Source organism: Pseudophaeobacter sp. TrK17, from assembly GCF_042192375.1.
Taxonomy (GTDB): domain Bacteria; phylum Pseudomonadota; class Alphaproteobacteria; order Rhodobacterales; family Rhodobacteraceae; genus Pseudophaeobacter.
Genome location: NZ_CP071700.1, coordinates 454,971 through 481,029 on the forward strand (window position 1 = coordinate 454,971; position 26,059 = coordinate 481,029).

25 protein-coding genes are annotated in these 26,059 nt (G+C 61.1%); 15 read left to right on the plus strand and 10 right to left on the minus strand.

The genetic code is table 11. The annotated features are described in order from the left end of the window. Positions 1 to 18: 18 nt before the first annotated feature. Positions 19 to 2,049 carry a phenylacetic acid degradation bifunctional protein PaaZ gene (paaZ, locus tag JZI28_RS02200; protein ID WP_375699093.1) on the minus strand — a complete coding sequence of 677 codons (2,031 nt, stop codon included), beginning with the start codon at positions 2,047 to 2,049 and terminating at the stop codon, positions 19 to 21. Between the two features lie 186 nt (positions 2,050 to 2,235). Here paaZ and paaG point away from each other — a divergent pair, with 186 nt between their 5' ends. Genes paaG through JZI28_RS02220 form a run of 4 tightly spaced genes read left to right on the plus strand, consistent with a single transcriptional unit; the run spans position 2,236 to position 5,403 of the window. Then, complete coding sequence (gene paaG / locus JZI28_RS02205) at positions 2,236 to 3,021, plus strand: 2-(1,2-epoxy-1,2-dihydrophenyl)acetyl-CoA isomerase PaaG (RefSeq protein WP_375699094.1); 786 nt, start codon at positions 2,236 to 2,238, stop codon at positions 3,019 to 3,021. 14 nt (positions 3,022 to 3,035) lie between these two features. Then, positions 3,036 to 3,461, plus strand: coding sequence for a hydroxyphenylacetyl-CoA thioesterase PaaI (gene paaI, locus JZI28_RS02210; RefSeq protein ID WP_375700064.1), 426 nt, complete (start codon positions 3,036 to 3,038; stop codon positions 3,459 to 3,461). Positions 3,462 to 3,475: 14 nt separating this feature from the next. Then, positions 3,476 to 4,786: a phenylacetate--CoA ligase PaaK gene (gene paaK, locus JZI28_RS02215; RefSeq protein ID WP_297338669.1), complete on the plus strand. Its 1,311-nt coding sequence runs from the start codon at positions 3,476 to 3,478 to the stop codon at positions 4,784 to 4,786. A 20-nt stretch (positions 4,787 to 4,806) separates the two neighbouring features. After that, a complete protein-coding gene (locus JZI28_RS02220; RefSeq protein ID WP_297338668.1) occupies positions 4,807 to 5,403 on the plus strand; it encodes a TetR/AcrR family transcriptional regulator in 597 nt (198 codons plus the stop codon). 36 nt (positions 5,404 to 5,439) lie between these two features. Here the strand turns inward: JZI28_RS02220 and JZI28_RS02225 are convergent, their stop codons facing one another. Continuing rightward, the gene (locus tag JZI28_RS02225) at positions 5,440 to 5,856 is read right to left on the minus strand and encodes a VOC family protein (protein ID WP_375699095.1); all 417 of its coding nucleotides are present in this window, start codon (positions 5,854 to 5,856) and stop codon (positions 5,440 to 5,442) included. A gap of 240 nt (positions 5,857 to 6,096) precedes the next feature. Continuing rightward, positions 6,097 to 7,125, minus strand: coding sequence for a tryptophan--tRNA ligase (trpS, locus tag JZI28_RS02230; RefSeq protein WP_297338666.1), 1,029 nt, complete (start codon positions 7,123 to 7,125; stop codon positions 6,097 to 6,099). Positions 7,126 to 7,298: 173 nt separating this feature from the next. Here trpS and JZI28_RS02235 point away from each other — a divergent pair, with 173 nt between their 5' ends. Next, positions 7,299 to 7,985, plus strand: coding sequence for a rhomboid family intramembrane serine protease (locus JZI28_RS02235; RefSeq protein WP_348150306.1), 687 nt, complete (start codon positions 7,299 to 7,301; stop codon positions 7,983 to 7,985). A gap of 131 nt (positions 7,986 to 8,116) precedes the next feature. Here the strand turns inward: JZI28_RS02235 and murJ are convergent, their stop codons facing one another. Genes murJ through JZI28_RS02250 form a run of 3 tightly spaced genes read right to left on the minus strand, consistent with a single transcriptional unit; the run spans position 8,117 to position 13,669 of the window. Continuing rightward, on the minus strand, positions 8,117 to 9,706 hold the full coding sequence (gene murJ / locus JZI28_RS02240) for a murein biosynthesis integral membrane protein MurJ (RefSeq protein WP_375699096.1): 1,590 nt from the start codon (positions 9,704 to 9,706) through the stop codon (positions 8,117 to 8,119). After that, entirely contained in the window at positions 9,703 to 12,537 is a 2,835-nt protein-coding gene (locus JZI28_RS02245) for a [protein-PII] uridylyltransferase (protein WP_375699097.1), read from the minus strand. Before JZI28_RS02245 ends, murJ begins: the two co-directional genes overlap by 4 nt. Further along, positions 12,497 to 13,669, minus strand: coding sequence for a penicillin-binding protein activator (locus tag JZI28_RS02250; RefSeq protein WP_297341021.1), 1,173 nt, complete (start codon positions 13,667 to 13,669; stop codon positions 12,497 to 12,499). Before JZI28_RS02250 ends, JZI28_RS02245 begins: the two co-directional genes overlap by 41 nt. 86 nt (positions 13,670 to 13,755) lie before the next feature. Between JZI28_RS02250 and rsmI the strand changes: the two genes are divergently transcribed. The 4 genes from rsmI to JZI28_RS02270 all read left to right on the plus strand — a co-directional run bounded on the left by rsmI (position 13,756) and on the right by JZI28_RS02270 (position 16,929). Further along, positions 13,756 to 14,613, plus strand: a complete 858-nt coding sequence (gene rsmI / locus JZI28_RS02255; protein WP_375699098.1) for a 16S rRNA (cytidine(1402)-2'-O)-methyltransferase — start codon at positions 13,756 to 13,758, stop codon at positions 14,611 to 14,613. A gap of 1 nt (position 14,614) precedes the next feature. Beyond that, entirely contained in the window at positions 14,615 to 14,989 is a 375-nt protein-coding gene (locus JZI28_RS02260; RefSeq protein WP_295452529.1) for a YraN family protein, read from the plus strand. Positions 14,990 to 15,073: 84 nt separating this feature from the next. After that, positions 15,074 to 16,009 (plus strand): glutathione synthase, encoded by a 936-nt coding sequence (gene gshB / locus JZI28_RS02265; protein WP_297341024.1) that lies wholly within the window; start codon positions 15,074 to 15,076, stop codon positions 16,007 to 16,009. Further along, the gene (locus JZI28_RS02270) at positions 16,009 to 16,929 is read left to right on the plus strand and encodes an alpha/beta hydrolase (protein WP_375699099.1); all 921 of its coding nucleotides are present in this window, start codon (positions 16,009 to 16,011) and stop codon (positions 16,927 to 16,929) included. The genes gshB and JZI28_RS02270 overlap by 1 nt, the downstream gene beginning before the upstream one ends. Here JZI28_RS02270 and JZI28_RS02275 read toward each other — a convergent pair. The 4 genes from JZI28_RS02275 to cobU form a co-directional block, all read right to left on the minus strand. Then, positions 16,918 to 18,426 (minus strand): YifB family Mg chelatase-like AAA ATPase, encoded by a 1,509-nt coding sequence (locus JZI28_RS02275; protein ID WP_375699100.1) that lies wholly within the window; start codon positions 18,424 to 18,426, stop codon positions 16,918 to 16,920. The two genes, JZI28_RS02270 and JZI28_RS02275, sit on opposite strands and share 12 nt — an antisense overlap. A 182-nt stretch (positions 18,427 to 18,608) precedes the next feature. After that, entirely contained in the window at positions 18,609 to 19,292 is a 684-nt protein-coding gene (locus JZI28_RS02280; protein ID WP_375699101.1) for a glutathione S-transferase, read from the minus strand. A gap of 83 nt (positions 19,293 to 19,375) precedes the next feature. Further along, positions 19,376 to 19,957 carry a histidine phosphatase family protein gene (locus JZI28_RS02285; protein ID WP_375699102.1) on the minus strand — a complete coding sequence of 194 codons (582 nt, stop codon included), beginning with the start codon at positions 19,955 to 19,957 and terminating at the stop codon, positions 19,376 to 19,378. Further along, on the minus strand, positions 19,954 to 20,592 hold the full coding sequence (gene cobU, locus JZI28_RS02290; RefSeq protein ID WP_375699103.1) for a bifunctional adenosylcobinamide kinase/adenosylcobinamide-phosphate guanylyltransferase: 639 nt from the start codon (positions 20,590 to 20,592) through the stop codon (positions 19,954 to 19,956). The genes JZI28_RS02285 and cobU overlap by 4 nt, the downstream gene beginning before the upstream one ends. A 166-nt stretch (positions 20,593 to 20,758) precedes the next feature. Here cobU and JZI28_RS02295 point away from each other — a divergent pair, with 166 nt between their 5' ends. The 6 genes from JZI28_RS02295 to JZI28_RS02320 all read left to right on the plus strand — a co-directional run bounded on the left by JZI28_RS02295 (position 20,759) and on the right by JZI28_RS02320 (position 25,957). Beyond that, positions 20,759 to 21,637: an RNA polymerase factor sigma-32 gene (locus tag JZI28_RS02295; RefSeq protein ID WP_297341218.1), complete on the plus strand. Its 879-nt coding sequence runs from the start codon at positions 20,759 to 20,761 to the stop codon at positions 21,635 to 21,637. 137 nt (positions 21,638 to 21,774) lie between these two features. Continuing rightward, positions 21,775 to 22,665: a ChaN family lipoprotein gene (locus tag JZI28_RS02300; protein WP_375699104.1), complete on the plus strand. Its 891-nt coding sequence runs from the start codon at positions 21,775 to 21,777 to the stop codon at positions 22,663 to 22,665. 124 nt (positions 22,666 to 22,789) lie between these two features. Then, a complete protein-coding gene (gene coaBC / locus JZI28_RS02305; RefSeq protein ID WP_375699105.1) occupies positions 22,790 to 24,004 on the plus strand; it encodes a bifunctional phosphopantothenoylcysteine decarboxylase/phosphopantothenate--cysteine ligase CoaBC in 1,215 nt (404 codons plus the stop codon). An 84-nt stretch (positions 24,005 to 24,088) separates the two neighbouring features. Further along, complete coding sequence (dut, locus tag JZI28_RS02310; RefSeq protein ID WP_375699106.1) at positions 24,089 to 24,544, plus strand: dUTP diphosphatase; 456 nt, start codon at positions 24,089 to 24,091, stop codon at positions 24,542 to 24,544. Further along, positions 24,544 to 25,587: a ThiF family adenylyltransferase gene (locus tag JZI28_RS02315; RefSeq protein WP_375699107.1), complete on the plus strand. Its 1,044-nt coding sequence runs from the start codon at positions 24,544 to 24,546 to the stop codon at positions 25,585 to 25,587. The genes dut and JZI28_RS02315 overlap by 1 nt, the downstream gene beginning before the upstream one ends. Positions 25,588 to 25,606: 19 nt before the next feature. Then, complete coding sequence (locus tag JZI28_RS02320; protein ID WP_375699108.1) at positions 25,607 to 25,957, plus strand: hypothetical protein; 351 nt, start codon at positions 25,607 to 25,609, stop codon at positions 25,955 to 25,957. Positions 25,958 to 26,059 lie beyond the last annotated feature (102 nt).

Consider the following 26,059-nt stretch of genomic DNA (forward strand, 5'->3'; position numbering starts at 1 on the left):
TTTGGCTGTTTCGGCGCCTTAGAAGGCGTTCATGGTCAGCAGTTCATATTCCGCAACTTTTTCATCGTCTTGATTGGTCAGGGTCACATGCCAGCGGACCTCACCATATTCATCGTTGCGGGGGGTCTTTTTCTTGACGCTGAGGCGAACCTTGATGCTGTCGCCCGCCGAAACCGGCTTCATAAAGCGCAGGTTGTCCAGGCCGGTATTGGCCAGCACAGGTCCTTCATTGGGTTCGACAAACAGGCCCGCAGCAAAGGAGAGCAGCAGATAGCCATGGGCGACGCGACCGGGGAAGAAGGGGTTCCGCTTGGCGGCGGCGTCATCCATATGAGCATAGAAGGTATCGCCGGTGAATTTGGCAAAATGTTCGATATCTTCCAGCGTCACCTGGCGTGACGGGCTGTTGAGGGTCTCGCCAATTGCCAGTTCGCCAAATTTTCGGGTGAAGGGATGCGCAGGAACGGGGATTTCCGTGCCGCCGGGCACCCATTGTTCGCCAATGGCGGCCAGAATGTCGGGGCTGCCCTGAATGGCGGTGCGCTGCATGTAGTGTTTCACCCCGCGAATACCGCCGAGCTCTTCTCCGCCGCCCGCGCGACCGGGACCGCCATGCACCATATGCGGCAGCGGCGAACCATGGCCGGTGCTTTCCTTCATTGAGGCGCGGTTGTTGAAATAGATCCGCCCGTGATAGGCGCCCGAACCCAGGGCAATTTCGCGGGCCACCTCTGGGTCATTGGTGATGCAGGAGGCCACCAGCGAGCCCTCGCCCCGATTGGCCAGGGTCACGGCATGGTCCAGATCCCGGTAGCCCATGACGGTGGACACCGGGCCAAAGGCTTCGGTGTCATGCACGCGGGTTGCGGCGTCAGGGTTTTCGCAGTGAAACAGCATTGGCGGCACAAAGGCACCTTTTTCCGCATCGACGCCAGTCACGGTAAAATCGTCGGGATTGCCGTAAACGCGGGTGGCTTCGGTGGCCAGAATCGCCGCCTTTTCCAAAACATCGCGTTTTTGGCTGTTGGAAACCAGCGCGCCCATGCGGGTGCTTTCCAGCCGCGGGTCCCCAATGGTGGTTTTGGCCAGTCGTGCCGACAGGGCCTCAATCACCGCCTCAGACTGCGATTCCGGCGTGATGATGCGGCGCACGGCGGTACATTTCTGCCCCGCCTTGGTGGTCATTTCGCGGCTGACTTCTTTGATGAAGAGATCAAATTCCGGTGTGCCGGGGATGGCATCGGGCCCCAGAATGGAGGCGTTCAGGCTGTCCTGTTCCGCCACAAAGCGGATCGAGTTTTCCAAAATGACCGGGTTTTGACGCAGCTTCAACGCGGTCTGGGCAGAGCCGGTAAAGCTGACCACATCCTGCATGGTCAGATGGTCGAGCATATCGCCGAGGCCACCAGACACCAGCTGCAACGCACCGGCGGGTAGGATGCCACTGTCGAGCATCAGCCGCACCGCCAGTTCTGTCACATAGCAGGTGGCTGTCGCGGGTTTCACGATGGCAGGCACCCCGGCCAGCAGGCTGGGGGCGAGCTTTTCCAGCATGCCCCAGACCGGGAAGTTGAAGGCGTTGATATGCACCGCAACACCCTGCAAAGGCGTGCAGATATGCTGGCCCAGGAAGGTGCCGTTGCGCGACAGCTGCTCAACCTCGCCATCCAGGTAGACCTTGGCATCGGGCATTTCGCGGCGCCCCTTGGAGGCAAAGACAAACATGGTGCCGATGCCGCCATCAATGTCGATCATATGATCGGACTGGGTGGCGCCAGTTTCAAAGCTCAGATCATAAAGCGCCTGTTTGTGCTGCCCCAGATGCGTCGCCAGCGCTTTGATCATACGGGCGCGGTCATGGAACGTCAGCGCGCGCAGGGCGGGACCTCCGGTGTCGCGGGCATAGGCCAGCATGGCCTGCACATCCAGCGCGTCATTGCCGGCCTGCGCCAGCGGCGCGCCGGTTACGGCGCTGGCGATGTTGCGGGCACCGGCGCCGGGGGCGATCCATTCACCGGCGGCAAAACTTGATACGTCTAGAAGGCTCATGTTCTGTCCTTTTCTTTCCTGATGGGGCGCTGTCGGCGCGGGACCGGACAACGGGCTGAGGCTGGGCCTCATATTTGCTTTGAATGATATATTGACCGTCCGGTCGGTTTATGCAAGAAATTTGTCAAAGGGATTTCACAGCCCGCTGGTTCTGACTGGCGCAGGGGCTGTATGAGGGAGAGAGAAATGTCCGAATCTATTCTGGTTGCGGATCATGGCGCTTGGGTGGAGATCACCCTGAATAGGCCCGATCGGCTCAATAGTTTCAACGATGAGATGCACTATGCCCTGCGCACCGCAATCGAGGCCGCACGTGATGGTGGCGCGCGGGCGATTCTGTTGACGGGCGCCGGACGCGGATTTTGCGCCGGGCAGGATCTGGGGGATCGCGACCCCAGCAAGATGGATGGCCCGCCGGATCTGGGTAATACGGTGCGGACCTTTTACGCGCCGCTGGTGCGGCTGATCCGATCGCTGCACTTTCCGGTTATCTGCGCCGTCAATGGTGTCGCTGCCGGAGCGGGCGCCAATATCGCGCTGGCCTGTGACATGGTCTTTGCCGCTGAAAGCGCCAAGTTTATCCAGTCTTTCTCCAAAGTGGGGTTGATCCCTGACACCGGCGGCAGCTGGCATCTGCCGCGCCTGCTGGGAGAGGCCCGCGCCAAGGGCCTGGCCTTTACCGCCCAGCCCTTGTCCGCCAAACAGGCCGAAGACTGGGGGCTGATCTGGAAGGCGCTGCCGGACGGCGATCTGATGGAAACGGCGCGTGCCATGGCCGCGCAGCTGGGCAATGGCCCAACCCTGGGACTGGGGCTTAGCAAGCACTGCATTCAGGATGCCGCCGTTGCCACCTTGGACGCGCATCTGGAGCAAGAGGCCGACGCGATGAAGACCTGCGGTGAAAGCGCAGATTATGCCGAGGGCGTCTCTTCCTTTTTGGAAAAACGCGCGCCGAAATTTCAGGGAAAATGACCATGACCGCCACCATGACCCCGAAAGAACGGGCCGAGAAATCGGCGGCCTCCATGTGGGCCAGCGACAATGCCTCAAAATGGGCGGGGATGGAAATCACCGCAATTGATGAAGGCCGCGCGACCCTGGAGCTGACGGTGGAACCGCATCATTGCAACGGCCATGGGATTTGCCACGGCGGCGTGACCTTCATGCTGGCCGACAGCGCCTTTGCCTTTGCCTGCAACAGCCGCAACCAATCGACGGTGGCGCAGAGCAATTCCATCACCTTTACCGCCCCCGGTAAACTGGGAGAGCGGCTGATTGCCCGCGCCACAGAGGTCTCTTTGACCGGGCGCAGCGGCATTTATGACGTGACAGTAGAGACCCAAACCGGCCAGATGATCGCTGCCTTTCGCGGGCTTTCCCGCGCGATCAAGGGCCAGTTGTTTGAAGAATAGGTGAGGAGAACACCATGAAAGACCTGTCCCCTAATAAGGCCGACCTCGATGCCATCGAGATTGCCTCGATCGACGAAATTCGTGCCCTCCAGTTGGAACGCCTAAAGTGGTCCCTGCGTCATGCCTATGACAATGTGCCCATGTATAAAGAGCGCTTTGATGCGGCGGGCGTCCACCCGGATGACCTGCAGCAGCTGTCGGACCTGTCGAAGTTCCCCTTCACCCATAAAAACGACCTGCGCGACAACTACCCCTTTGGCCTGTTTGCCGTCCCGCGCGAACAGATCATCCGCCTGCATGCCTCCTCTGGGACCACGGGCAAGCCCACGGTCGTGGGCTATACCGCCAATGACATCTCCAACTGGGCCGATCTGGTGGCGCGGTCCCTGCGTGCCGCGGGTCTGCGTAAGGGCAATATGGTGCATAATGCCTATGGCTATGGGCTGTTCACCGGCGGGCTGGGGGCCCATTACGGGATTGAACGCCTGGGCGCGACTGTGGTGCCTATGTCTGGTGGCCAGACCGAAAAGCAGGTGGGGTTGATCACCGATTTCCAGCCTGATGGCATCATGGTGACGCCTTCTTATATGCTCAATATCCTTGAGCAGTTTCATAAGGTTGGCCTGGACCCGCGTGACAGCTCGTTGCAGGTCGGCATTTTTGGCGCCGAGCCCTGGACGGATGCCATGCGCCGCGAGGTCGAGGCCGCCTTTGATATGCATGCGGTTGATATCTATGGGTTGTCCGAGATCATGGGGCCGGGGGTGGCCAGCGAATGCGTTGAAACCAAGGATGGCCCGGTGATCTGGGAGGACCATTTCCTGCCCGAGATCATTGACCCCAAGACTGGCGAAGTGCTGCCCGATGGCGAAATGGGCGAGCTGGTCTTTACCACCCTCACCAAGGAAGGCCTGCCGATGGTGCGCTATCGCACCCGCGATCTGACCCGGCTGTTGCCCGGCACCGCGCGCAGCATGCGGCGGATGGAAAAGATCACAGGTCGCAGTGACGATATGATCATTCTGCGCGGGGTCAATGTCTTCCCCAGCCAGATCGAAGAGCAGCTGATGGCCACGGGTGGTCTGGCGCCGCACTACCAGATCGAGCTGTACAAATCCGGTCGCATGGATGCGATGCGGGTCTTTGTCGAGGCGAACCCGGACGCCACCGATGAGCTGAGCAAAACCGCTGCGGCGCGGATGTTGACCAAACGGATCAAGGATATGGTTGGCGTCTCCACCGAGATCATCGTTGGCGAACCCGGCGAGGTCGAGCGCAGCCAGGGCAAGGCCAAGCGTGTCATCGACAACCGCGACGCCGATTAATCAGAGAGTGAGTTGAGCCCATGGCCCGCACCATTGCAAAAGATCACGATGAAAAGCGTGCCCAGATTCTGAAATCTGCCGCCAAGGTCTTTGCCGAGGCGGGCTATGATCGCGCTTCGATGACCCAGCTGGCGCGGCAATGCGGGATCTCCAAGGCCAATATCTATCACTATTACGACAGTAAGGAGGCCGTGTTGTTCGGCCTTCTTGATACCTACCTCTGCGAGCTGCGCGACCGGGTCTGTGGTGTGGATTTGAACGGGGTCTCCCCCGATGATCGCCTGCGCCGGGTCGTGGCAGAGATCCTGTTGGCCTATCAGGGGGCTGACGACGAACACAAAGTCCAGTCGGGCGCAATGGGCGCGCTGCCGGAAGAGCAGCAAAAATTGCTGCGCGCATATCAGCGCGAGATGGTGCAGTTCCTCAGCGACACCCTAAAGGCAGTGGCTCCAGAGGTGTTTGAGGAAAACGACGAGAAACTGCGCTCTGCCACCATGTCGGTTTTTGGCATGTTGAACTGGTACTACATGTGGAATTCCGGCGCGGGCTCAGACGCGCGCGAGGACTATGCAGAGCTGGTGGCGACCCTGACCCTGAACGGGGTGCGGGGGCTATAAAAAGCGGCGTCCCTGGGGGCCACGTGTTGACCGGCGCTATTCGTCGCGCCCTGGCTCGTTTGGGTCGCTGGAGAACAGAGCGATTTTATTGCCCTGAGGGTCCCGCAGGTAGCACACATAAAAATGCGCGCCATATGCGTCACGAAACCCCGGCTGACCCGCATCAAAGCCCCCTGCCGTCAGCGCGGCCGCGTATAGGTCACGCACCTGGCTTTGACTGCGCGCCTCAAACGCGGTCATGGCACCGTTGCCAGCCGAGGCCGGACGCCCATCAAAGGTTGGTTTGACGTAAAAATCCGGCAGCGCAGCAGCTTGGCCCGGTGGTGCAGGCAGCGCGTAGCTGAGCCCCTCAGGACCTTCTGTCATACTGTAGCCAAGGGCGGGCAGGATCGCGGCGTAAAACCGTTTGGCGCGGGCGATGTCATCTGCCCCGACGGTGACATAGGCAATCATGCTTGGTGGTCCTTTTCGGTGGGGTCGCCAATGTATCGAAACCATTTTAGCGATGGAAAGTCACCATAGAAACCTGTCTCTGGGCGCGCTCGGTTTGCCGTACTGATTGTCATACTGGCAGTCGCTGCAGGGGGCGCAGTCGTCCGGCCTGAGCGCCCTGCGGTCAATGAATTGGGCATAAAAAAACCCGCCCTGATTTCTCGGGGCGGGGGCAATGCTGGAAATGGATCGGCTGGGTTTTTAGGCTTCAACCGGTGGGATCAGGCCGACGATGTCATAGGTCTGGCGCAGGATCGGCGCGGTGATGGCGCGGGCGCGCTCAGAGCCGCGGGTGAGGATCTTGTCGATCTCATCGGGGTGTTGCATCAGGCGGCTCATCTCGGTACCGATCGGCGCCAGTTTGGCTACGGCCAGGTCCACCAGCATGGGTTTGAATTCCGAGAACTGCTTGCCGCCAACATCCGCCAGCACCTGATCGACGCTCTGTTCATTCAGGGCTGCATAGATATTGACCAGATTGCGGGCCTCGGGGCGTTCTTCCAGGCCCTTGGCCTCGGAGGGCAGCGCATCCGGGTCGGTTTTGGCCTTGCGGATCTTTTTGGCAATCGCCTCGGCATCGTCTGTCATGTTGATACGGCTGGCATCTGAGGCGTCGGATTTCGACATCTTTTTGGAGCCATCGCGCAGGGACATCACGCGGGTGGCAGCGCCTTCGATCACCGGTTCGGTGAGCGGGAAAAAATCGACGCCATAGTCGTGATTGAACTTGGTTGCGATGTCGCGTGTCAGTTCAAGGTGCTGTTTCTGATCCTCACCAACCGGCACATGGGTGGCGTGGTAGATCAGGATGTCGGCTGCCATCAGCGAGGGGTAGGCGAGCAGGCCAAGGGAGGCGTTTTGCGCGTTCTTGCCTGCTTTGTCCTTGAATTGGGTCATCCGCTGCATCCAGCCCATCCGGGCGACACAGTTGAAGATCCAGGCCAGTTGCGCGTGTTCGGGCACCTGGCTTTGGTTGATCAAGATGGATTTTTCAGGGTCGATACCTGCGGCAATGAACCCGGCGCAGAGCTCTCGGGTGGCTTGGCGCAGGTTGCTGGGATCTTGCCAGACGGTGATCGCGTGCAGGTCAACCATGCAGTAGATGCTTTCCACATCGCGGTCCTGCCAATCGACAAAGCGCTTTAGGGCGCCAAGGTAGTTGCCCAGGTGCAGGTTGCCGGAAGGCTGAATGCCGGAAAAGACGCGCGGCGTAAATGTCGTATCGCTCATGGGGCGAAACTCCCGTCTGGAATTATGATCCCTAGTCGCTTACCCATGGGCCAGGGCAGCGTCAACCGGGCAGCGCCCATGGGCGGGCTGTGCAGGGGCTGTATCTGCCACAAATGAACCGTGACAGGCCAACGTGACAGGCCAACGTAACAGGCCAAGGAGTACGACAAGCTATGAGTGACGATCCAAATATCTCTCCCGTCAACCCATTGCCGCCGGCAGTGGTGGCGCTGGTTCTGGTGATTATGGGGATCGAGGCGGCGTTTTCGCTGGGGATGCGGGGCATCATTGGCGGGCCTGAGGCCATTGGCTGGCGGCTGGAGGCCTTTCAGTCTTATGCGTTTTCCTCAGAAATCTTCTGGTGGATGGTCGAGACCGGGCAATGGCCGGCCGAGCATCTGATCCGGTTCTTGTCTTATACCTTCGTGCATGGCGCCTTTACCCATGCGCTGTTTGTTTGTGTCTTTGTGCTGGCGATGGGCAAGATGGTGGGTGAGGTCATGGGCGATCTGGTGATGGTCATCATCTTTTTGGCCTCTGCTGTGGGCGGTGCGGTTGGATATGCGGTGCTGATCAATGGCGAGGTGCCGTTGATCGGGGGCTTCCCGGCGGTCTATGGCTTGATCGGTGCCTTTACCTATATCCTGTGGCGGCAATTGTCCCTTGTGGGCGCCCAGCAAAGCCGTGCCTTTTCGCTGATTGCCTTTTTGATGGGGATCCAGCTGCTGTTTGGCCTGCTGTTTGGCGGCCAAAAGGACTGGGTTGCCGATCTGTGTGGCTTTGCCACCGGATTTGGATTGTCGTTCTTTCTGGCCCCGGGCGGCTGGGCGCGTATCCGCAGCAATATCCGTCGCGACTAGCAACAAAAAAGGGGGGGGGCTCCCGCCCGTCTCGCAGCATCAAGATGCTGCATCCCGTTGGGCCGGGCGCCGCGCTGACGCGCGGCGCGGTTGCGCAGGTGGCTGGCGAGGGGGCCGCAGGTCGTGTGGCCTTAACCTTTGCCGCGACGCAGGCTGGATTTGAAATCTGACAGCCGGAAGGCACCGATACTGGCACCAATCGCAAAATAGCCGCAGATGCCGATCAGGACCAATAACGCCAGCGCCGGATAGCGGATGCCGGCGCTGAACAGCCAGGGCTCCAGCACCAGGGCAGCGCCCCAGAGCAGCCCTCCCATCAGCAGGGCCGCCACCAGAATCCGCCAGATCCGCTGCTTGAACCTTGCATCAAACCGCGCACTTTGCCCCATATCTTTGGTGCCGCGCGCCAGTTGCCAGACCATGGCCCAGCCCGCAACCGTGGTACCGATGGCGGCCCCGATGAAGCCAAGCAGTGCCGCGCCTGCAATGGCCACCAGGGCGTTGACCACCATCGCGTTCAGCGCAAAGCGGAACGGGGTCCGGGTGTCTTCGCGGGCAAAATAGAGCGGCTGCAGCACCTTTTGCAGCACAAAGGCAGGCAGGCCTAACCCGTAGATGGCGACCGCAAGGGCCGTGGCCTGGCTATCCGTGAAGGAAAAGGCGCCGCGCTCAAACAGGACCGAGACAAGCGGCAGGGGAATGGCCACCAGCGCGATGGCAGAGGGAATGGTCAGCGCCAGGGAAATCTCGCCAGCGCGGCTGAAGGCGTATTGCGATCCCGCTGCATCCTCAGAGGCCAACCGACGGGACAGATCTGGCAGCAGGACGATACCCACTGCAATGCCCACCACGCCCAGAGGCAGCTGATACAGCCGGTCCGCATAGCTAAGCCAGGCAATCGCCCCGTCAAAGAAGCTGGCGACCTGACGCCCGACCAGCAGGTTGATCTGCACCACCCCCCCGGCCAACATTGCAGGTGCCGCAATCACTGCCAGACGTTTCAGGTCCGGGGTGAGTTGTGGCCGACGCGGGGTCAGGCGATAGCCCGCCCGACTGGCAGCGACCCAGACCAGGGCCATCTGCGCGACCCCGGCTAAAAGCGTGGCCCAGACCAGTAACGTCCCCTGGGAAAACCCAGGCAAATCAGGGCGGCTGGCAGGAAGATAGGCATCCAGCAGACCGCTTTCGCCGAGTAACAACGCGCCAACCAGCACGATGTTGAGCAAGACCGGAGCCGCTGCGGCAGCAGCAAAACGCCCCGAGGCATTGAGCACCCCCGAGAGCAGCGCCGCCAGCGAGATAAACAGAATATAGGCGAAGGTGATGCGGCCAAAATCAACCGTCAGATCAAAACGCGCATCATTGCGAAAACCGCTGGCCATGGCCAGAACCAGCCAGGGCATTACCAGCTGTGCCAACAGGGTAAAGACGATCACAACCGTCGCCAGGCCGGTCAGCGCATCGCGGGCAAAGCCGACGGGATCGTCATTCTTTTGCAGCTTTTTGGAAAACAGCGGCACAAAGGCGGTGTTGAACGCGCCCTCGGCAAAGAAGCGGCGGAACATGTTGGGCAGGCTAAAGGCCACCAAAAAGGCCTCGGCCACGGGGCCGGTGCCCAGGAAGCTGGCAATCATGATATCGCGGGCAAAGCCCAAGATCCGGCTGGCCAGGGTCCAAAAGCCAACCGTCATAAAGCCCGACAGCAATTTTACCGGCTTCATGATCGCGCCCGTTTAGACCCTTCGGAGATCGCCTCGCGCAGTTTGCGTTCCAGGAAATCCTGTTTTGATTTTGTGTGGTATTTCAAGCCAAACATATCCTTGACGTAGAAGGTATCCACCACCTGTTCACCATAGGTCGCGATCACCGCATTGGCGATATAGACATTGGCTCCGGCCAGTGTGCGGGTCAGATCATACAGCAGCCCGGTGCGGTCGCGGGTGTCGACCTCGATGATGGTGTAGATCTCGGATCCCTCATTATCAAAGGTGATATGGGTGGGGACCTTAAAGGCCTTTTCGCGCTTTTTAAACTTGGCGCGGGACTCCAGCGCCTCACCGGTCATCACCTCTCCGTTGAGGGTCTTCAGGATCATCTGGGTCAGTCGCGGCAGCCGCGAGGCCTCAAACGGATGCTCATCCGCATCCTGGATCCAGAAGGCATCGGTCACATATCCGTCCTTGGTGGTGTAGCTGCGGGCATCGACCACATTGGCCCCGACCAAAGCCAGGGCGCCGGACAACCGGGCAAAAATCCCGGGATGGTCGGCCATGACAAAACATGCACGGGTGGCGTCGCGATCATCGTCCGGATGCAGGCGAATACCCACCTCACTGGCATCGTTTTTTGCCTCAAGCTCTTTCAGCATTTCAGCAAAATCCACATGGGCGGTAACATGAAGCCCCTGCCAATAGGGGTCATAGTGGCGCCCGGTTTCGCGTTTGAGATCGGTCTTGGACCAGTCGGACAGGGCGGCGCGCAGGGCCTTTTTGCCGGCGGCACCACGGTGCTCGCGGTTGAGCGCCTCCATGCCATTTTCCAGCGCCTCGCGGGTCTGGTTGTAGAGCGCACGCAGCAACGCAGCTTTCCAGTTGTTCCAGGTGTCCGGGCCAACACCGCGAATGTCGCAGACCGTCAGCAGCAAGAGCAGATCCAGCCGCTTGACCGATTGCACCGCCTTGGCAAAACCCCGCACGGTGCGCGGGTCGGCAATATCGCGTTTCTGCGCCATATCCGACATCAAGAGGTGATTGCGCACCAGCCACTCCACCGTTTCGCTGTCCACCTTGTTGAGACCGAGACGCGGGGCCACCTTGCGGGCGATCTGCGCCCCCAAAATGGAATGATCCAGCTCGCGTCCCTTACCGATGTCATGCAGCAGCATGGCAACCAACAGGACCTTGCGGTTGATCCCCTTGTGGATCACTTCCGACGACAGGGGCAGCTCTTCTTCCAGTTCGCCCTTCTCGATGGCGGTGAGGTTAGAGATCACCTGAATGGTGTGCTCATCCACGGTGTAGGAGTGATACATGTTGAACTGCATCATCGCCACGATGGGTTCAAATTCGGGGATAAAGGCGGAGAGCACGCCAAGCTCGTTCATCCGGCGCAGGGCGCGTTCCGGGTTGCCATGTTTCAACAGCAGATCAAGGAAGATCCGCCGGGCTTCCTTGTTGTTGCGCATATCGTCGTCGATCAGATCCAGATTGGCGGTGACCAGCCGCATGGCATCCGGGTGGATCAACATGCCGGTGCGCAGCGCCTCTTCAAAGATCCTCAACAGGTTCAACTTGTTGTTGAGAAAGGCCTCTGGGTCATTCACATCCAGCCGGTTGTGAATGACTTTGTAATCCGATTTCACTTTGGGGCGTCGGCGGAAGATCCGCTCCAGCAGGGGGGCGTCTTTTTGCTGGCTGGCCTCAAGCTTGGTCAGCAGGATCCGGGTGATATCGCCCACGGTTGTGGCATGGCGGAAATACTCCTGCATGAAGATTTCAACGCCGCGCCGACCGGCGCGATCCTTGTAGCCCATGCGGCTTGCGACCTCGACCTGCAAATCAAAGTTGAGCTGCTCAGTCGGGCGCTTGGTGGCCAAATGCAGATGCGAACGCACCGCCCACAGGAAGTTGGCGGCGGTGGAAAACGTGTCGAGCTCTTCCGGGGAGAACAGGCCCAGGGGGACCAGATCAGCGACGTCCTGCACCTGATAGACATATTTGGCGATCCAGTAGAGCGATTGCAGATCACGCAGACCGCCTTTGCCCTCTTTCACGTTGGGCTCAACCATATAGCGCTGGCCCTGTTTCGAATGACGATCGTCTCGCTCGGTCAGTTTTGCTTCGATGAAATCATGGGCGTCGCGGGAAAACAGCTCGCTGCGCAGACGGGTTTCCAGCTCATCTGCCAGATCGCGGTCGCCGGTAAGGAATCTCTGCTCCAGCATGGCGGTGCGGATGGTGTAATCTTCCGTCCCAAGCCGGATGCAGTCTTTTATCGTCCGGCTGGAGTGTCCCACCTTGAGCCGCAGATCCCAGAGGATATAGAGCATCGATTCAATGAGGCTCTCAGCCCAGGCGGTGATCTTGTAAGGGGTAAGGAACATCAGATCGACGTCGGAAAACGGTGCCATTTCGCCGCGGCCATAGCCCCCGACCGCGATGAGGGCGATCCGTTCACCCGATGTCGGGGTGCCCACGGGATGCAGATAAGTGGTGGCCACATGGAAGGCCGTCAGCACCAGCCCATCGGTCAGATAACTGTAGGATTTTGTCAGGGCGCGGGCAGAAAACGGGGCCTCGGCAAAGGCCGCTGCAATGATGGCGCGGCCCTGCTGATTGGCCTCACGCAGCAGCGCAACGGCTTCGCCGCGCAGGGCATCTGGCGCAACCTCTTTGGCAAGGGTTGCAAGCTGGGCCTGGACCTCAGCGAAGTCAAAAATAGCGGTAGCATCGCAAATCAGCCCAGAGCCAAAGGGAGCTATGGGCTGATCGTGATGGGCCGTCCGGGCAGGATCAGGATCCTGCGCCGGGGAAGCTGCTGGGGGCTGCGTCAATGATGACTACCTTCTGTTCTTGAATCGTTGCAATGGCCAGGCCGCGGTCATTGGTGCCATCAGGGCGCAGACGGAAGATACCGCCGGTGCCGTGGAACCCTGCACCCTGTGTCAGCGCTGCCGCTGTCAGAGCATCCGCTTTGCCAGCGCCGACCAGTGCGCCAATTGCGGCGATCCCATCATAGGCCAGCCCACCAATGGAATGGGGCGCATTGCCATAGGTTGCCTCGTAGCGATCGCGGAAGCCACGGGCCTTGCCGGGATCCGGCATGGCGAACCAGCTGCCCTGAACCCCCGGCAGCGCCAGGGTCTGGGCGGGAACATCCCAGCGGGTCAGGCCAATGTATTGCACGTCGGTGGGTTTGACCCCGGCTTCGGGCAGCAATTGAGTCAGCAGTGGCAGGGCGCCGGCCGTGGTGGCGGTCAAGAACAGCGCATCCACGCCGCCGCTGCCTGTCGCAGAGCGGATTTGTGGAATGGCATTGATGACGCCCTTTTGTGACAGCTCGTAGCCAATGCTGCTGGTAACAGTTACACCGGACTGGGCCGCAGCGTTGCGGATCGCAGCTTGTCCTGCCAGCCCCGAGGCGTTGTTGCCGCCTGCAATCAGGATATTGTTTTTGCCCTGGGACTTGGCATAGGCGGTCAGGCGGCGGGCGGTGTTGTCATAGGTTGGCCCCAGAATGAAGACGTTGCCGCCCGCGATCGAGGTGGTGTTGGAAAAGGCCAGAACATTGACGCCCTTGCGGGCGGCGGCGATGCCGGCAGCATTGGCGGCTTCGGCATAGACCGGGCCCAGAATGATCCGGGCACCACCATTCACCGCCTCTGTGGCGGCGGCAGCGGCACGGGTCGGATCGCCGGCCGTGTCATAGATGCGCAGGTCAATCTGCACGCCCTGCAGATCCGCGATCGCCAGACGCGCAGCGTTTTCCAGGCTTTGCGCCAGCACCGAGTCGCCAGACTGGGCGGAGCCGCGCGGCACCAGCAGCGCGACGGGAACGGGTTTAGACGTATTGATTGTGGGTCCGCCGCCGATCGCAATCGGATCGCAGGCGGCCAGTGCAAATGTGGAAATCGCGGCGATTGCAGACAAAGTTGCCTTGCGGGCCCGCTTGAAAACAGCAAACATAATAGACTTGTAACTCCCCTTGTCCGGCGCTTGTGCACCGTGTTGGTTCCGGGGGGATAATAAACGACCAAAAAGGCGGGTCCAGCGTGAATCATCAGATCGTCAATTTGTTGCCGGGACTGTATTTTGTGGCAACACCTCTGGGCACGGCGCGCGACATCACGCTGCGGGCGCTGGATGTGCTGGCCTCGGCAGATCTGATCGCCGCCGAAGACACCCGGTCGCTGCGCCGTCTGATGGAAATCCACGGCGTGCCGCTGGGTGAGCGCCATGTGATTGCCTACCATGATCATAGCGGAGTGGGTGCACGCGGCAAATTGCTGGCCGCATTGGCGGCCGGAAAATCGGTTGCCTATGCCTCCGAAGCGGGCATGCCACTGATCGCCGATCCTGGATATGGCCTGTCCAAAGCCGCCGCGGAGGCGGGACATCTGGTGACCTCGGCGCCCGGAGCCACAGCTGTGACCACGGCGCTGGCGCTGGCGGGTCTGCCGACAGATGCGTTCTTTTTTGCGGGCTTTTTACCCAATGCCAGCGGGGCTCGGCGCAAACGGCTGGAAGAGGTTGCGGCGATTCCCGGCACTCTGGCCTTTTACGAATCCCCCAAACGGATCGCCGCCTCGGTTGCGGATATGGCGGATGTGCTGGGCAATCGCCCGGCGGCGCTGTGTCGCGAGCTGACCAAGAAATTCGAAGAGGTGCGGCGCCTGCCCTTGGCCGATTTGGCCACCAGCCTGGTGGATCACCCGGTGAAGGGCGAAATTGTCGTGCTGGTGGATCGGGCCTCGCAGGTGGTCGCAAGCGACGGTGACATCGAAAGTGATCTGCGGGCCGCTCTGGTCAATAACTCGGTTAAAGATGCCGCCGCCATCGTCTCGGAGGCCCATGAAATGCCCCGCCGCAAGGTCTACCAGTTGGCGCTGAAACTGGCGAAAGAGAGCTAAGATGCCCAAGCCGCCTGCCTCTACCGGATTGCGCGCGCATCTTGCGGGGGCTGCGGCAGAGGACCAAGCGGCGCGCGCCTATGAGGCGCTGGGTTATGCGCTGGTTGAGCAGCGCTGGCGCGGGGCTGCCGGAGAGATCGACCTGATCCTGCGCAGGGGCGCGCTGCTGGTCTTTGCCGAGGTCAAGACCGGCCCCAGCTATGCGGCGGCACTTGCGCGGATCACCCCACGGCAAATGCGCCGGGTGCAGGCCTCAGCCGCCTTGTTTCTGGATCAGCAACCTGAGGGCGCCTTGAGCGAGGCGCGCATTGATGTGGTGCTGGTCTTTGGCACAGGCGAGGTCGAGATCCTGGAAAACGCCTATGGTCAGGGCTGATCCTGGTCGCAGCAATTTGAACAAGGCATATTGAACCTCGCCCCCGGCTGCGCCATCTATGGCGAAAGCAAAAGGGAACCTGCCATGAAAATTGCCTTCCAGATGGACCCGATTATGGGTGTGGACATCAACGCCGACAGCAGCTTCCGCCTGGCGGAAGAGGCCCAGGCGCGGGGCCATGAGCTGTTTTTCTACCTGCCCGATCAGCTGGCCTATCAGGAGGGCAAGATCACCGCACGCGGCCAGGACATGACCGTGCAGCGGGTGGCTGGGACGCCCGCTATCCTGGGAGAGATGCGCGAAGTTGATCTGGCCGAGTTTGACGTGATCTGGCTGCGTCAGGATCCGCCTTTTGACATGCATTACATCACTTTGACCCATCTTCTGGACCGGCTGAAAGACGACTGCCTGGTGGTGAATGACCCCTTCTGGGTGCGTAACTATCCGGAAAAGCTGCTGGTTCTGGACTTCCCCGACCTGACCCCGCCCACGGCCATTGCCCGCGATCTGGACACCATCAAGGCCTTCAAGGCCAAGCATGGCGATGTGATCTTGAAACCGCTTTATGGCAACGGCGGCGCCGGGGTGTTCCGGTTGGATGCCAATGACCGCAACCTGACCTCATTGCATGAGCTGTTCACCGGCTTTAGCCGCGAGCCACTGATCGTGCAGAAGTTCCTGCCCGATGTCAGCAATGGCGACAAACGGGTGATCCTGGTGGATGGCGAACCGGTCGGGGCGATCAACCGGGTGCCTGCGGCGGGCGAAACCCGCTCGAACATGCATGTGGGGGGACGCCCTGAAAAGGTCGGCCTGACCGAGCGCGATCTGGAAATTTGTGCCGCAATCGGGCCGCTGTTGAAAGAAAAGGGCCAGATCTTTGTCGGTATCGACGTGATCGGCGACTATCTGACCGAAATCAACGTGACCTCCCCCACTGGCATCCAGGAGTTGGAGCGCTTTGACGGGGTGAATATCGCTGAAAAGATCTGGCAGGCCATTGAGGCCAAAATCAGCTGATGAGCTGGCAGCGCCGGGCCATCAATGCATGGATGCGCTATGGGGTGAAGCCGGTGCTGGAGCGGGCTGGACACCCCGATATGGCGCGGCGCAGCTTTGAGTGCCTGGCACCTGTGCTCAGCCCGGCACTGCCGCTGACACGGTTTCAGCGCCGCCCGGGGCCTGTGCCGCTCTATTTGCTTTCGCAGGGCAAGTGCCAGCCGGGGCGGGTTATTCTGTTTCTGCATGGCGGTGCCTATCTGGTCGGCAGTGCGCGCAGCTATCAGGGGATGTTGTCGCGCCTGTCCCGTGCCTGTTCGACAGAGATCCTGATCCCGGACTATCGTCTGCTGCAGCAAGCGCCGTTCCCTGCCGCCTTTGACGATGCCCTGGCATGTTGGCACCATCTGCGCCGCAGCGGATATGCTGCCCGTGATATCCTATTGGCCGGTGATAGTGCTGGGGGCGGCCTGGCACTGGCCCTGTTTGCGCATCTTCTGTCGGAGCAGGACCCAGAGCAGCAGCGCCCTGCCGGGCTGGTGGCGTTTTCGCCCTGGTGCGATCTAACCCTGAGCGGTGCCAGCGTTCAGGGCAACCGTCACCGGGATGCCATCATCCCCACAGCACGGATGCAGGAAGCGGTTGATCTTTACCTGGGCGGTGCCCAGCCGACAGATGCGCGGGCCTCGCCGCTGTTTGCCGATTTTCCAAACCCGCCGCCGGTGCTGATCCAGGTTGGCGATGGCGAAGTGCTGCGATCCGATGCGGATCGCATGGCGGCGCGGCTGCTGGCAGCAGGCGGTGAGGTGCATTTGAAGGTCTGGAAGGATGTGCCCCATGTCTGGCAGTTTCTGGCCGGTATCCTGCCCGAGGGCCAGGCGGCGCTTGAAGAGGCCGCAGTTTTTGTGCGTACAGCCTTTGCCGCAACCTCAGCTGACTAATGGCAGGCGAAAGCTCAGGGCCTCGGCCAGATGTGGACGTTCAACCTGATCACAGCAGGCAAGGTCGGCTATGGTGCGGGCAACGCGCATCACCCGGTGATAGCCACGCGCCGAGAGGCCGAATTGTTCAGCGGCGCGCTGCAACAGCTGGCGGCTAGTGTCGGTCAATGCGGTGGCCTGCTCCAGTACCGCGCCTTCGGCATCCGCATTCAGCCAGACCTCGGGCAGGTCGCGATAGCGCGCCGCCTGGATTTCACGGGCGATGGCCACCCGCTGCGCCGCTTCGGGGGAGCCCTCATCCGCGGCGGGCAGATCCAGATCCGTATAGGCCACGGGCGGCACTTCGATACGCAGGTCAAACCGGTCCAGCATCGGGCCGGAAATGCGCCCCAGATAATCCTCGCCACAGCCCGGCGCCCGGGCGCAGGCGCGGGCGGCATCGGCCAGATAGCCGCATTTGCAGGGGTTGGCCGCCGCCACCAGCATAAACCGGCTGGGGTAGCGGATATGGGCATTGGCTCGGGCAATCATCACCTCGCCGGCCTCCAGCGGCTGGCGCAGGGTTTCCAGCACCGCGCGGTTGAATTCAGGCAATTCATCCAGAAACAACACGCCGTTGTGGGCCAGGCTGATCTCACCGGGTTGCGCCCGCCTGCCGCCACCAACGATAGCCGCCATCGAGGCGGTGTGATGGGGTTCGCGAAAGGGGCGGCTGCGATTGATGCCGCCTTCGTCGATGAGGCCACAGAGGGAGTGGATCATCGCGGTTTCCAGCGCCTCAGCCGGGGTGAGCGGCGGCAGGATCGAGGGCAGCCGGGCCGCCAGCATGGATTTTCCGGAGCCGGGTGGGCCGACAAGCAGCAGATGATGGCGTCCGGCGGCGGCGATTTCCAGGGCGCGCTTGGCCTGTTCCTGCCCCTTGATGTCGCGCAGATCGCGCCGAATGGGTTCGCTGCGCATCTCACCGGGGCGGGCCGGGGCGAGCGGCATTTCGCCGGTAAAATGGCGCACCACTTCGGTCAGGCTGGCCGCGCCTATGACCAGCGCATCACCGGCCCAGGCAGCCTCAGCCGCCGAGGCTTTGGGGCAGAGCAGATGCCGGTCGGTGGCAGCGGCCCCCATTGCGGCGGGCAGGGCACCGGTGACAGGCATCAGCATGCCATCCAGGGACAGCTCGCCCAAAGCGACGGTTTGCGCCACCGCGTCCGGCGGGATGAGACCAATGGCAGCGAGCAGGGCCAGAGCGATGGGAAGATCAAAATGGCTGCCTTCCTTGGGCAGATCCGCAGGCGACAGGTTGACCGTTATCCGCTTGGCCGGCAGGGCGATCGACATGGAGGCAAAGGCGGCGCGCACCCGTTCACGGGCCTCTGATACCGCTTTATCCGGCAGGCCGACGATGGCAAAGGCAGGCAGGCCAGCCACCAGGGAGCATTGCACCTCGACGGGGCGTGCATCTATGCCGTGAAAGGCAACTGTGTTTGCACGGCTGATCATGCCACTCCATTCCCTTGATCAAACAAGGAAAAATCATAGCCTCCGTGGTATTGGAGTCTGCATGTCTGGTGGGAAACATGGCGCTTTTTGTGCTGATTTCCCGCAAGCCTTACGCTGTTGGCCGCTTTGGGCCGCAACCAGGTCGAGGGCCTGCGGGAAAAGGGGCAGGCGATTGGGCCAGGCTAGCCGATGGGCCAGGCCGCCCGCTCCAGATCCAGAAGGTAGGGTTCGGGATCGTAGGTGACCTCCCGTGCGAGGCTCTGCCATTTCAGAACCGCCGGATCTGACAGCAGCAGCTCGCAGTAGGCGCGGGTTGCGGCAGAGACCGGCAGGTCATAGCCAATGATCCGCGCGGCCACTGGGGTGTAGAACACTTCTGCCAGCGAGTAGCTGCCAAAGAGATAGCCATCCGGCGCACCAGAGATTTTGCGGGCATGGGCAAAAAGCGCCTCAATCCGTGCAAGATCTGCCAGCACCGCCTTGGAGGGGGTGAATCCTTGCCAGACATGGGACAGCTGCATCGGACAATCGCCGCGCAGGGCTGAAAACCCGGCGACCATTTCGCTCACCAACCAGCGCGCTGTGGCGCGTTGATCTGCAGCCCTGGGCCAAAGCCCGGCTGTTGGGAAATGTTCAGCCAGAGTTTCCCCCATGGCCAGGCTCTCGCCAATCACCAGCCCCTGATCGGTTTCCAGCGCCGGGACCAGGCGGGCAGGGGCCAGATGGGCCATATCCTGCGCCATGGTGCCGGCGTAGAGCCCCACCAGATGGGTGTTATGCGGGATTGCAAATTTTTCGAGCATGAGCCAGCCGCGCAACGACCAACTGGAATACATGCGATCACCAATATAAAGTTCATAAGCCATGGCAGCAGCTTAGCAACGCAAGATGTATTCTCAAATCGAATATTTGTGAGGGAATGCATCACAAAAGTTGATGAATTCTGACCTTAGATAAGCTGGTTGAGCGCACCGCTGCGCCAGCCCTCTGGTCCATAGAACAGCTCACTAACCGACAGGTTGTCAATACGGTGCGAGAAAGCCGCCTCTGCGCTGAGGCCTGCAGCCCGCTGAATCTGCGTCAGGATCTGGCCAAAATGGCCGACCACCACCAGATCACGCCCGGCATGGGTGGCAAGCAGGCTGTCAATGGCATCGTTGACCCGGGCACAGACTTCATTCCAGCTTTCCCCTCCGGGAGGGGTGGTGTCGCCAGGGGTCTCCCAATAGGCCCGAATGCGGCTGGGGTCTTCGGCGTCGATCTCTTTCCAGCTACGCAGCTCCCAGTCGCCAAAATGGATTTCGCGCAGGGCCGGCATATGGGGCAGGCGCTGGCGGTTGCCTTGCACTGCCGTTGCGGTTTCAACCGCGCGGATCAGATCGGAGGAGACTACCAGAGCCTCGGGTGGCAAAGCCGCTTCAAGCCGCGACAAGGCAGCAGTATCCGAAAGATCTGCGGGCAGATCAGACCAGCCAACCATGGTTTTGGCATGGGTGGGACCATGGCGGACAAGAAACAGGCGCGATGTCATAGCTGACCTTTCAAAACCAGTGGCAGCCCAGCGGTGACCTGCACCACCGCATCGGCGCGCGCCGCCAGCGCAATGTTGAGCCGCCCCTGAGCCTCGCGGAACCGACGCGCCAGGGCATTTTCCGGCACAATGCCAAGACCAACCTCATTGGAGACAATCACCAGCTCTGCCGGGCAGGCCTCGATGGCCTCTAACAGGTTGGCCTGGGCCGCTGCCAGATCGTGCTCAGCCAACAGGTGGTTGGTCAGCCACATGGTGGCGCAGTCCAGCAGGCAGATGTGATCCTGGGGCAGCTGATGCAACAGCTTGGCGGCTTCCAGAGGTTCCTCATAGGTGGTCCAATCGCGGCCGCGTTGCCGTAAATGGGCCGCGATCTTGGCTTGCATCTCATCATCAAACACTTGTGATGTAGCAAGGTAAGACTTTGGCTTAGTTGATTTAAAACACAAACCCTCGGCGAATTTAGACTTTCCCGACGCGGCGCCGCCCAGAATGAATGTGACAGGTGCAGACAAGTTCTTTACCCTTGGACAGGAACGGTTTCGCTTTTGTGCGTACCTGCTGGAGGCGCCCAAAACAAGGGGCAGACAGCATCCGTGCCGCTGCGCTGGCCTGCCAGTTTGCGCGATAGCCACTCTGCACGGCAGGCAGGGGTCTGACGACAGACCTGAGACGCAGATTTTCGAGGCAGTACCGTGGCATTGCGCTGCGCAGATACCGATCCTAGGCCATATCTGAGGCCAAGGCAGTGCCGCGCCTTAGTCTGCCGCTTTTCAAGACGATCTGAGCCCGGAGGGAACAATGACGCTTGACCATATCACCGAAAACCCATTGCCCAAAAAGGCGATGAAAGCAGAGCTGCTGGATGCAGAAACAGAGAAACGGCTGGCGCATGCCTGGCGTGATGACGGCGACGTTGAGGCGCTGCATCGGTTGATCAATGCCTATATGCGGCTGGCCATTTCGATGGCGGTGAAATTCAAACGCTACGGCGCGCCTATGAATGACCTGATACAGGAGGCTGGCCTGGGCCTGATGAAGGCCGCGGATAAGTTCGACCCGGATCGTGGCGTGCGGTTTTCGACCTATGCGGTCTGGTGGATCAAGGCCTCGGTGCAGGACTATGTGATGCGCAACTGGTCGTTGGTGCGCACGGGGTCCACTTCGTCGCAGAAATCGCTGTTCTTCAACCTGCGCCGGGTGCAGGCTCAGCTCGAACGACAGGCCGATACGCAGGGGGTGCGGCTGGACAAACATCAGCTGCATCAGCAAATCGCCTCTGAAATCGGGGTGCCTATCCGGGATGTTGAAATGATGGATGGCCGTTTGTCGGGCAATGATTTTTCACTCAATGCGGTGCAGTCGAGCGAGCCTGATGGGCGCGAATGGATCGAGATCCTCGAGGATGACGGCGCCCAGGCCGCAGAGCTGGTCGAGAGGCGCCATGATCGTCGCAAGTTGCGCGGCTGGTTGGTGCAGGCGATGCAGAGCTTGACCGGCCGCGAGCGGCGGATCGTGATGGCGCGTAAACTACGCAGCCCGCCGCGCACGCTTGAGGACCTTGGGCGCGAGCTGAGCCTGTCCAAAGAGCGGGTGCGTCAGCTGGAGGCGGCGGCCTTTGTCAAAATGAGAAAAACGCTTGATCGTCGCTCAGGGGAAGTGCAAAACCTGCTTTTATGAACAGGCATGGTTGTTTTTTCGGATACATCCGAGGTCGCATGGCCGCCTTGGTCGGCGCCGTTGGGACAGGCCGGACTGTAAATGTCCGGACTGTAATTGGGCGGGGTGTGATATTACAGGCCGCGATCAGAAAACCTGTGCGGATCAGCGCTGCAGCGGTTCTGACAATTGGTCTCGCGACCAGTATTGGTCTGACATCAGCTGCTCGGGCTGAGGCGACGGCGCCTGGGCTTCAGGCGCAGAGATTGGCGCAGACGGTGGTTCAGACGGTGGCTCAGACGGTGGCGCAGGTCGCTGATGTTCTGGCCGGGGCGGATGTCTCCATCCTGGGCGAGGTGCATGACAACAAAAGGCATCATCAGGTGCAGGCCGAATTGGTCGCAGCACTACAGCCCAGAGCCGTAGTCTGGGAGATGATCACTCAGGAACAGGCCGAGGCGCTGACACCGCAGATCCTGCAAAACCCAGCAGAGACTGCCCGGGTGTTGGAGTGGGAGGCTTCAGGCTGGCCTGATTTTACCCTCTATGCACCGGTGTTCAAGCGGGCGGCGCGGGCGATGCAGTTCGGGGCCTTGGTTCCGCGCGCGCAATCCAAGGAGGCCCTGCGGCTTGGGGTCGCCAACCATTTTGGCGCGCAGGCGCAGCAGTTTGGGCTGGATCAGCCGTTGCCCGTCGCAGAGCAGGCTACGCGGGAAGCGGAGCAGATGGCAAATCATTGCAATGCCTTGCCGGACCATGTCCTGCCGATGCTGGTGGATGTGCAGCGGCTGCGCGACGCCAGTCTTGCTGCCGCGGCAAAACGGGCGCTGGAGCAGACTGGCGGCCCGGTGGTGGTGATCACCGGCAATGGTCATGCGCGGCTGGACCGTGGCCTCGCGGTCTACCTGCAACGCGCGCTCCCTGATGTGGTGATCCGGGCCTTGGGTCAGATGGAAGAGGGGGCAATCCAGGGGCAATTTGATGTGGTGCTGTCGGCGCCGACGGTGCAGCGTCCCGATCCCTGCCTGGGTTTTGCCAAATCCGATTAAGACATCTGTCGTGCCGCTGAAGGTGGGCCGCCGCCGCGCGGCAAAAGCGTTTCACTCTTTGTCCCGCAACGGCTAGGGTTGCCGCGGGCTTGTGACCAAGTCCGGTTAACAAAGGGCAGTTGAGATGCTGGCAGGAAAGAAAATTCTTCTGATCATTGGCGGCGGCATTGCGGCCTATAAATCACTGGAGCTGATCCGGCGCCTGCAGGATCAGGGTGCCAGCGTCACACCGGTTTTGACCCGCGCAGGCGAAGAATTTGTCACGCCCTTGTCGGTCTCCGCCCTGGCCGGGACAGCGGTGCACCGGGATCTGTTTGACCTGACGGCTGAGGCCGAAATGGGCCATATCCAGCTGTCGCGCAGCGCGGATCTGGTTGTGGTCGCCCCTGCGACTGCGGATCTGATGGCAAAAATGGCGCATGGGCTGGCCAATGATCTGGCCTCCACCCTGCTGTTGGCGACGGATACAAAGGTTCTGCTGGCGCCTGCGATGAATGTGCGCATGTGGAACCATGCGGCAACCCAGCGCAATATCAAAACCCTGCGCGGCGACGGGGTGCAGTTTATCGGCCCCAATGAGGGCGGCATGGCCTGTGGTGAATTTGGCCCGGGCCGACTGGCGGAACCGGCTGAAATCCTGGCCGCCATCACGGCGCAGCTGGGGGCGAATGCACCGCAGGGCAGCCTGGCCGGGCGTCGCATCCTGGTGACCTCTGGCCCGACCCATGAGCCCATTGACCCGGTGCGCTATATCGCCAATCGTTCCTCCGGGGCGCAGGGGACAGCGCTGGCCCGTGCTCTGCGCGATCAGGGCGCGGAAGTGGTGTTTATCACGGGCCCTGCAGAGATCCGGCCCCCCGAAGGGGTGGAGGTCGTGGCGGTGCAAAGCGCGCTTGAGATGGAGGCCGCAGTGCAGGCGGCCTTACCGGTGGATGCCGGGGTCTTTGCGGCGGCTGTTGCCGATTGGCGCGTCGCCAGCGCCTCGGACCGCAAGCTGAAGAAATCAAAGGACGGGCTGCCGGTGCTGGAGTTCGCAGAGAACCCGGATATCCTAAAAACGGTGTCGCGGATGGCGAAGGGGCGGCCACCGCTGGTGGTTGGCTTTGCTGCCGAGACCAATGATGTGGTGGAGAACGCCACCGCCAAGCGCCTGCGCAAGGGCTGTGACTGGATTGTCGCCAATGACGTCTCGCCCGCTACGGGTATCATGGGCGGGGATGAGAACGCGGTGATCCTGATTTCCGATCAGGGCGCCGAGGAATGGCCGCGCATGGGCAAGGCAGAGGTTGCCACCCGGCTGGCCGCCCGTATTGCCACAACGCTCAACAGCAAAAGCTGAGGCCCGTGAATATTAAGCCCAGCAGTCCGTGCCGCGTTGCATGGCCCCTTTTGTTGTTACAGAACCCAAATCAATGAGGCCCCTATGGTTGAGATCAAAATAGCCCATGATGCGGGCGCAGATCAGAGCCTGCCCCTGCCCGCCTATGAAACTGCCGGAGCTGCCGGGGCGGACCTGCGGGCCAATCTGCCGGATCGCGCCAGCCTGACTCTGGCGCCGGGTGCGCGTGCCTTGGTCCCCACAGGGCTGCGGCTGGAGATCCCTCAGGGCTATGAGGTGCAGGTCCGCCCGCGATCAGGGTTGGCGCTGAAACATGGGATTACCCTGCCAAACAGCCCCGGCACCATCGACAGCGACTATCGCGGCCCGCTGGGGGTGATCGTGATGAACGCCGGAGAGGCAGATTTTACCATCGCCCACGGGGATCGCATCGCGCAGATGGTGCTGGCTCCGGTGTTGCAGGCGCAGTTCACCCTGGTTGACACCCTGCCCGAGTCTGAACGCGGCAGCGGTGGCTTTGGCTCCACCGGGAGAGTCTGATGCTGCGCATTCTGGCTCTGGCTGCGTTTATCTGGTGGGGCGGCGCCTATCTGGGCTGGAGCCGCGCCATGCGGGCTTGCCTGCTCTCGGTGTTGTTTGCCACTGTGCTGCTGCTGCAGTTGACCCTCCCCGAGGGCCATGATTTGCGCACGGCAACAGGAGGTTCGCCAAAACCCTGGCTGATCCTTGGCGGTTTTGGCCTCTTGGCGGCGGGCTATGGCTGGATTATCTCTCAGCTCAAGACCCGCGCCCATGCAGAAGGCAGCCCCATGTCACAGCCTCCCTCCCTGTTTTCCGACACTGAGTTGAACCGCTATGCCCGCCATATCGTGCTGCGTGAGCTGGGCGGACCGGGGCAAAAGAAGCTGAAACAGGCCAGGGTGCTGGTGACAGGTGCCGGCGGGCTTGGGGCGCCTGCCTTACAATATCTGGCGGCGGCCGGCGTTGGCACCATCGGGGTGATCGACGATGACGAGGTGGAAAACGCCAACCTGCAGCGTCAGGTGATCCACCGGGATCAGGATATCGGCATGCCCAAGGTTTTTTCAGCCGAGGCGGCGATGCGGGCGCAAAACCCCTATGTTGAGGTGCGCCCCTTTCATCGCAGGCTGACCGCGGATATCGCCGCGGATCTGTTTGCCGATTTTGATCTGATCCTGGATGGAACCGATAATTTTGAGACCCGCTATCTGGTGAACGAAACCGCGGTGAAGCTCGGCAAGCCGCTCATTTCCGGTGCATTGTCGCAGTGGGAAGGCCAGCTCAGCCTGTTTCACCCCAAATCAGGCGGCCCCTGCTATCAATGTATCTTCCCCGAAGCCCCGGCCGAAGGGCTGGCGCCCTCCTGTGCGCAGGCCGGGGTGATCGGCCCGCTGCCGGGGGTTGTTGGCGCAATGATGGCGGTGGAGGCGATCAAGGCGTTGACCGGCGCGGGCGCTACTTTGCAGGGTGAAATGTTAATCTATGATGGGCTTTATGGCGAAAGCCGCAAGATCCGCCTGTCGCCCCGCCAGGATTGTCCGGTGTGCGGCAGCGATAGATAAGACGAAAGCATCCCTGCATTTGAACGAAGCCTTTTTCATTACCGCCCTCTGCGGTGCCCTATTTGGCGGCACGCCTGAAGCCGTGCATGATTTCACCTATCCCGACGGCGCCGCCTCAATCCGGATAGATTGCGAGAACGACCGCCGGGTGGTTGAGTTCGGCCTGGATAAGCGCAGCAGCCTGGACAGTATTCAGCAGGCCCTGTTTGCCGCCGAGGTGACCGGCAAGGAGGCGGTGGTGGTGCTGATCGACACCGATGGGCGCATGGGCCGGTTTGAATGGCGCATCGCGCGCGCAGCCAATATTGCGGGGGTGCCGATCCGCATCTTGTCGGCCACTCTGGTCGACAGTCCTGAGGTGGGCGGCTAGATTTACCCTGTTCATGTGCATTCATGTGGCTGGCCCGGCTCATTTGATTTTGCAGACCGCTTGGGACCCTGATTGCAGCCGCCCAAGTTTGCCGCTAGCGTC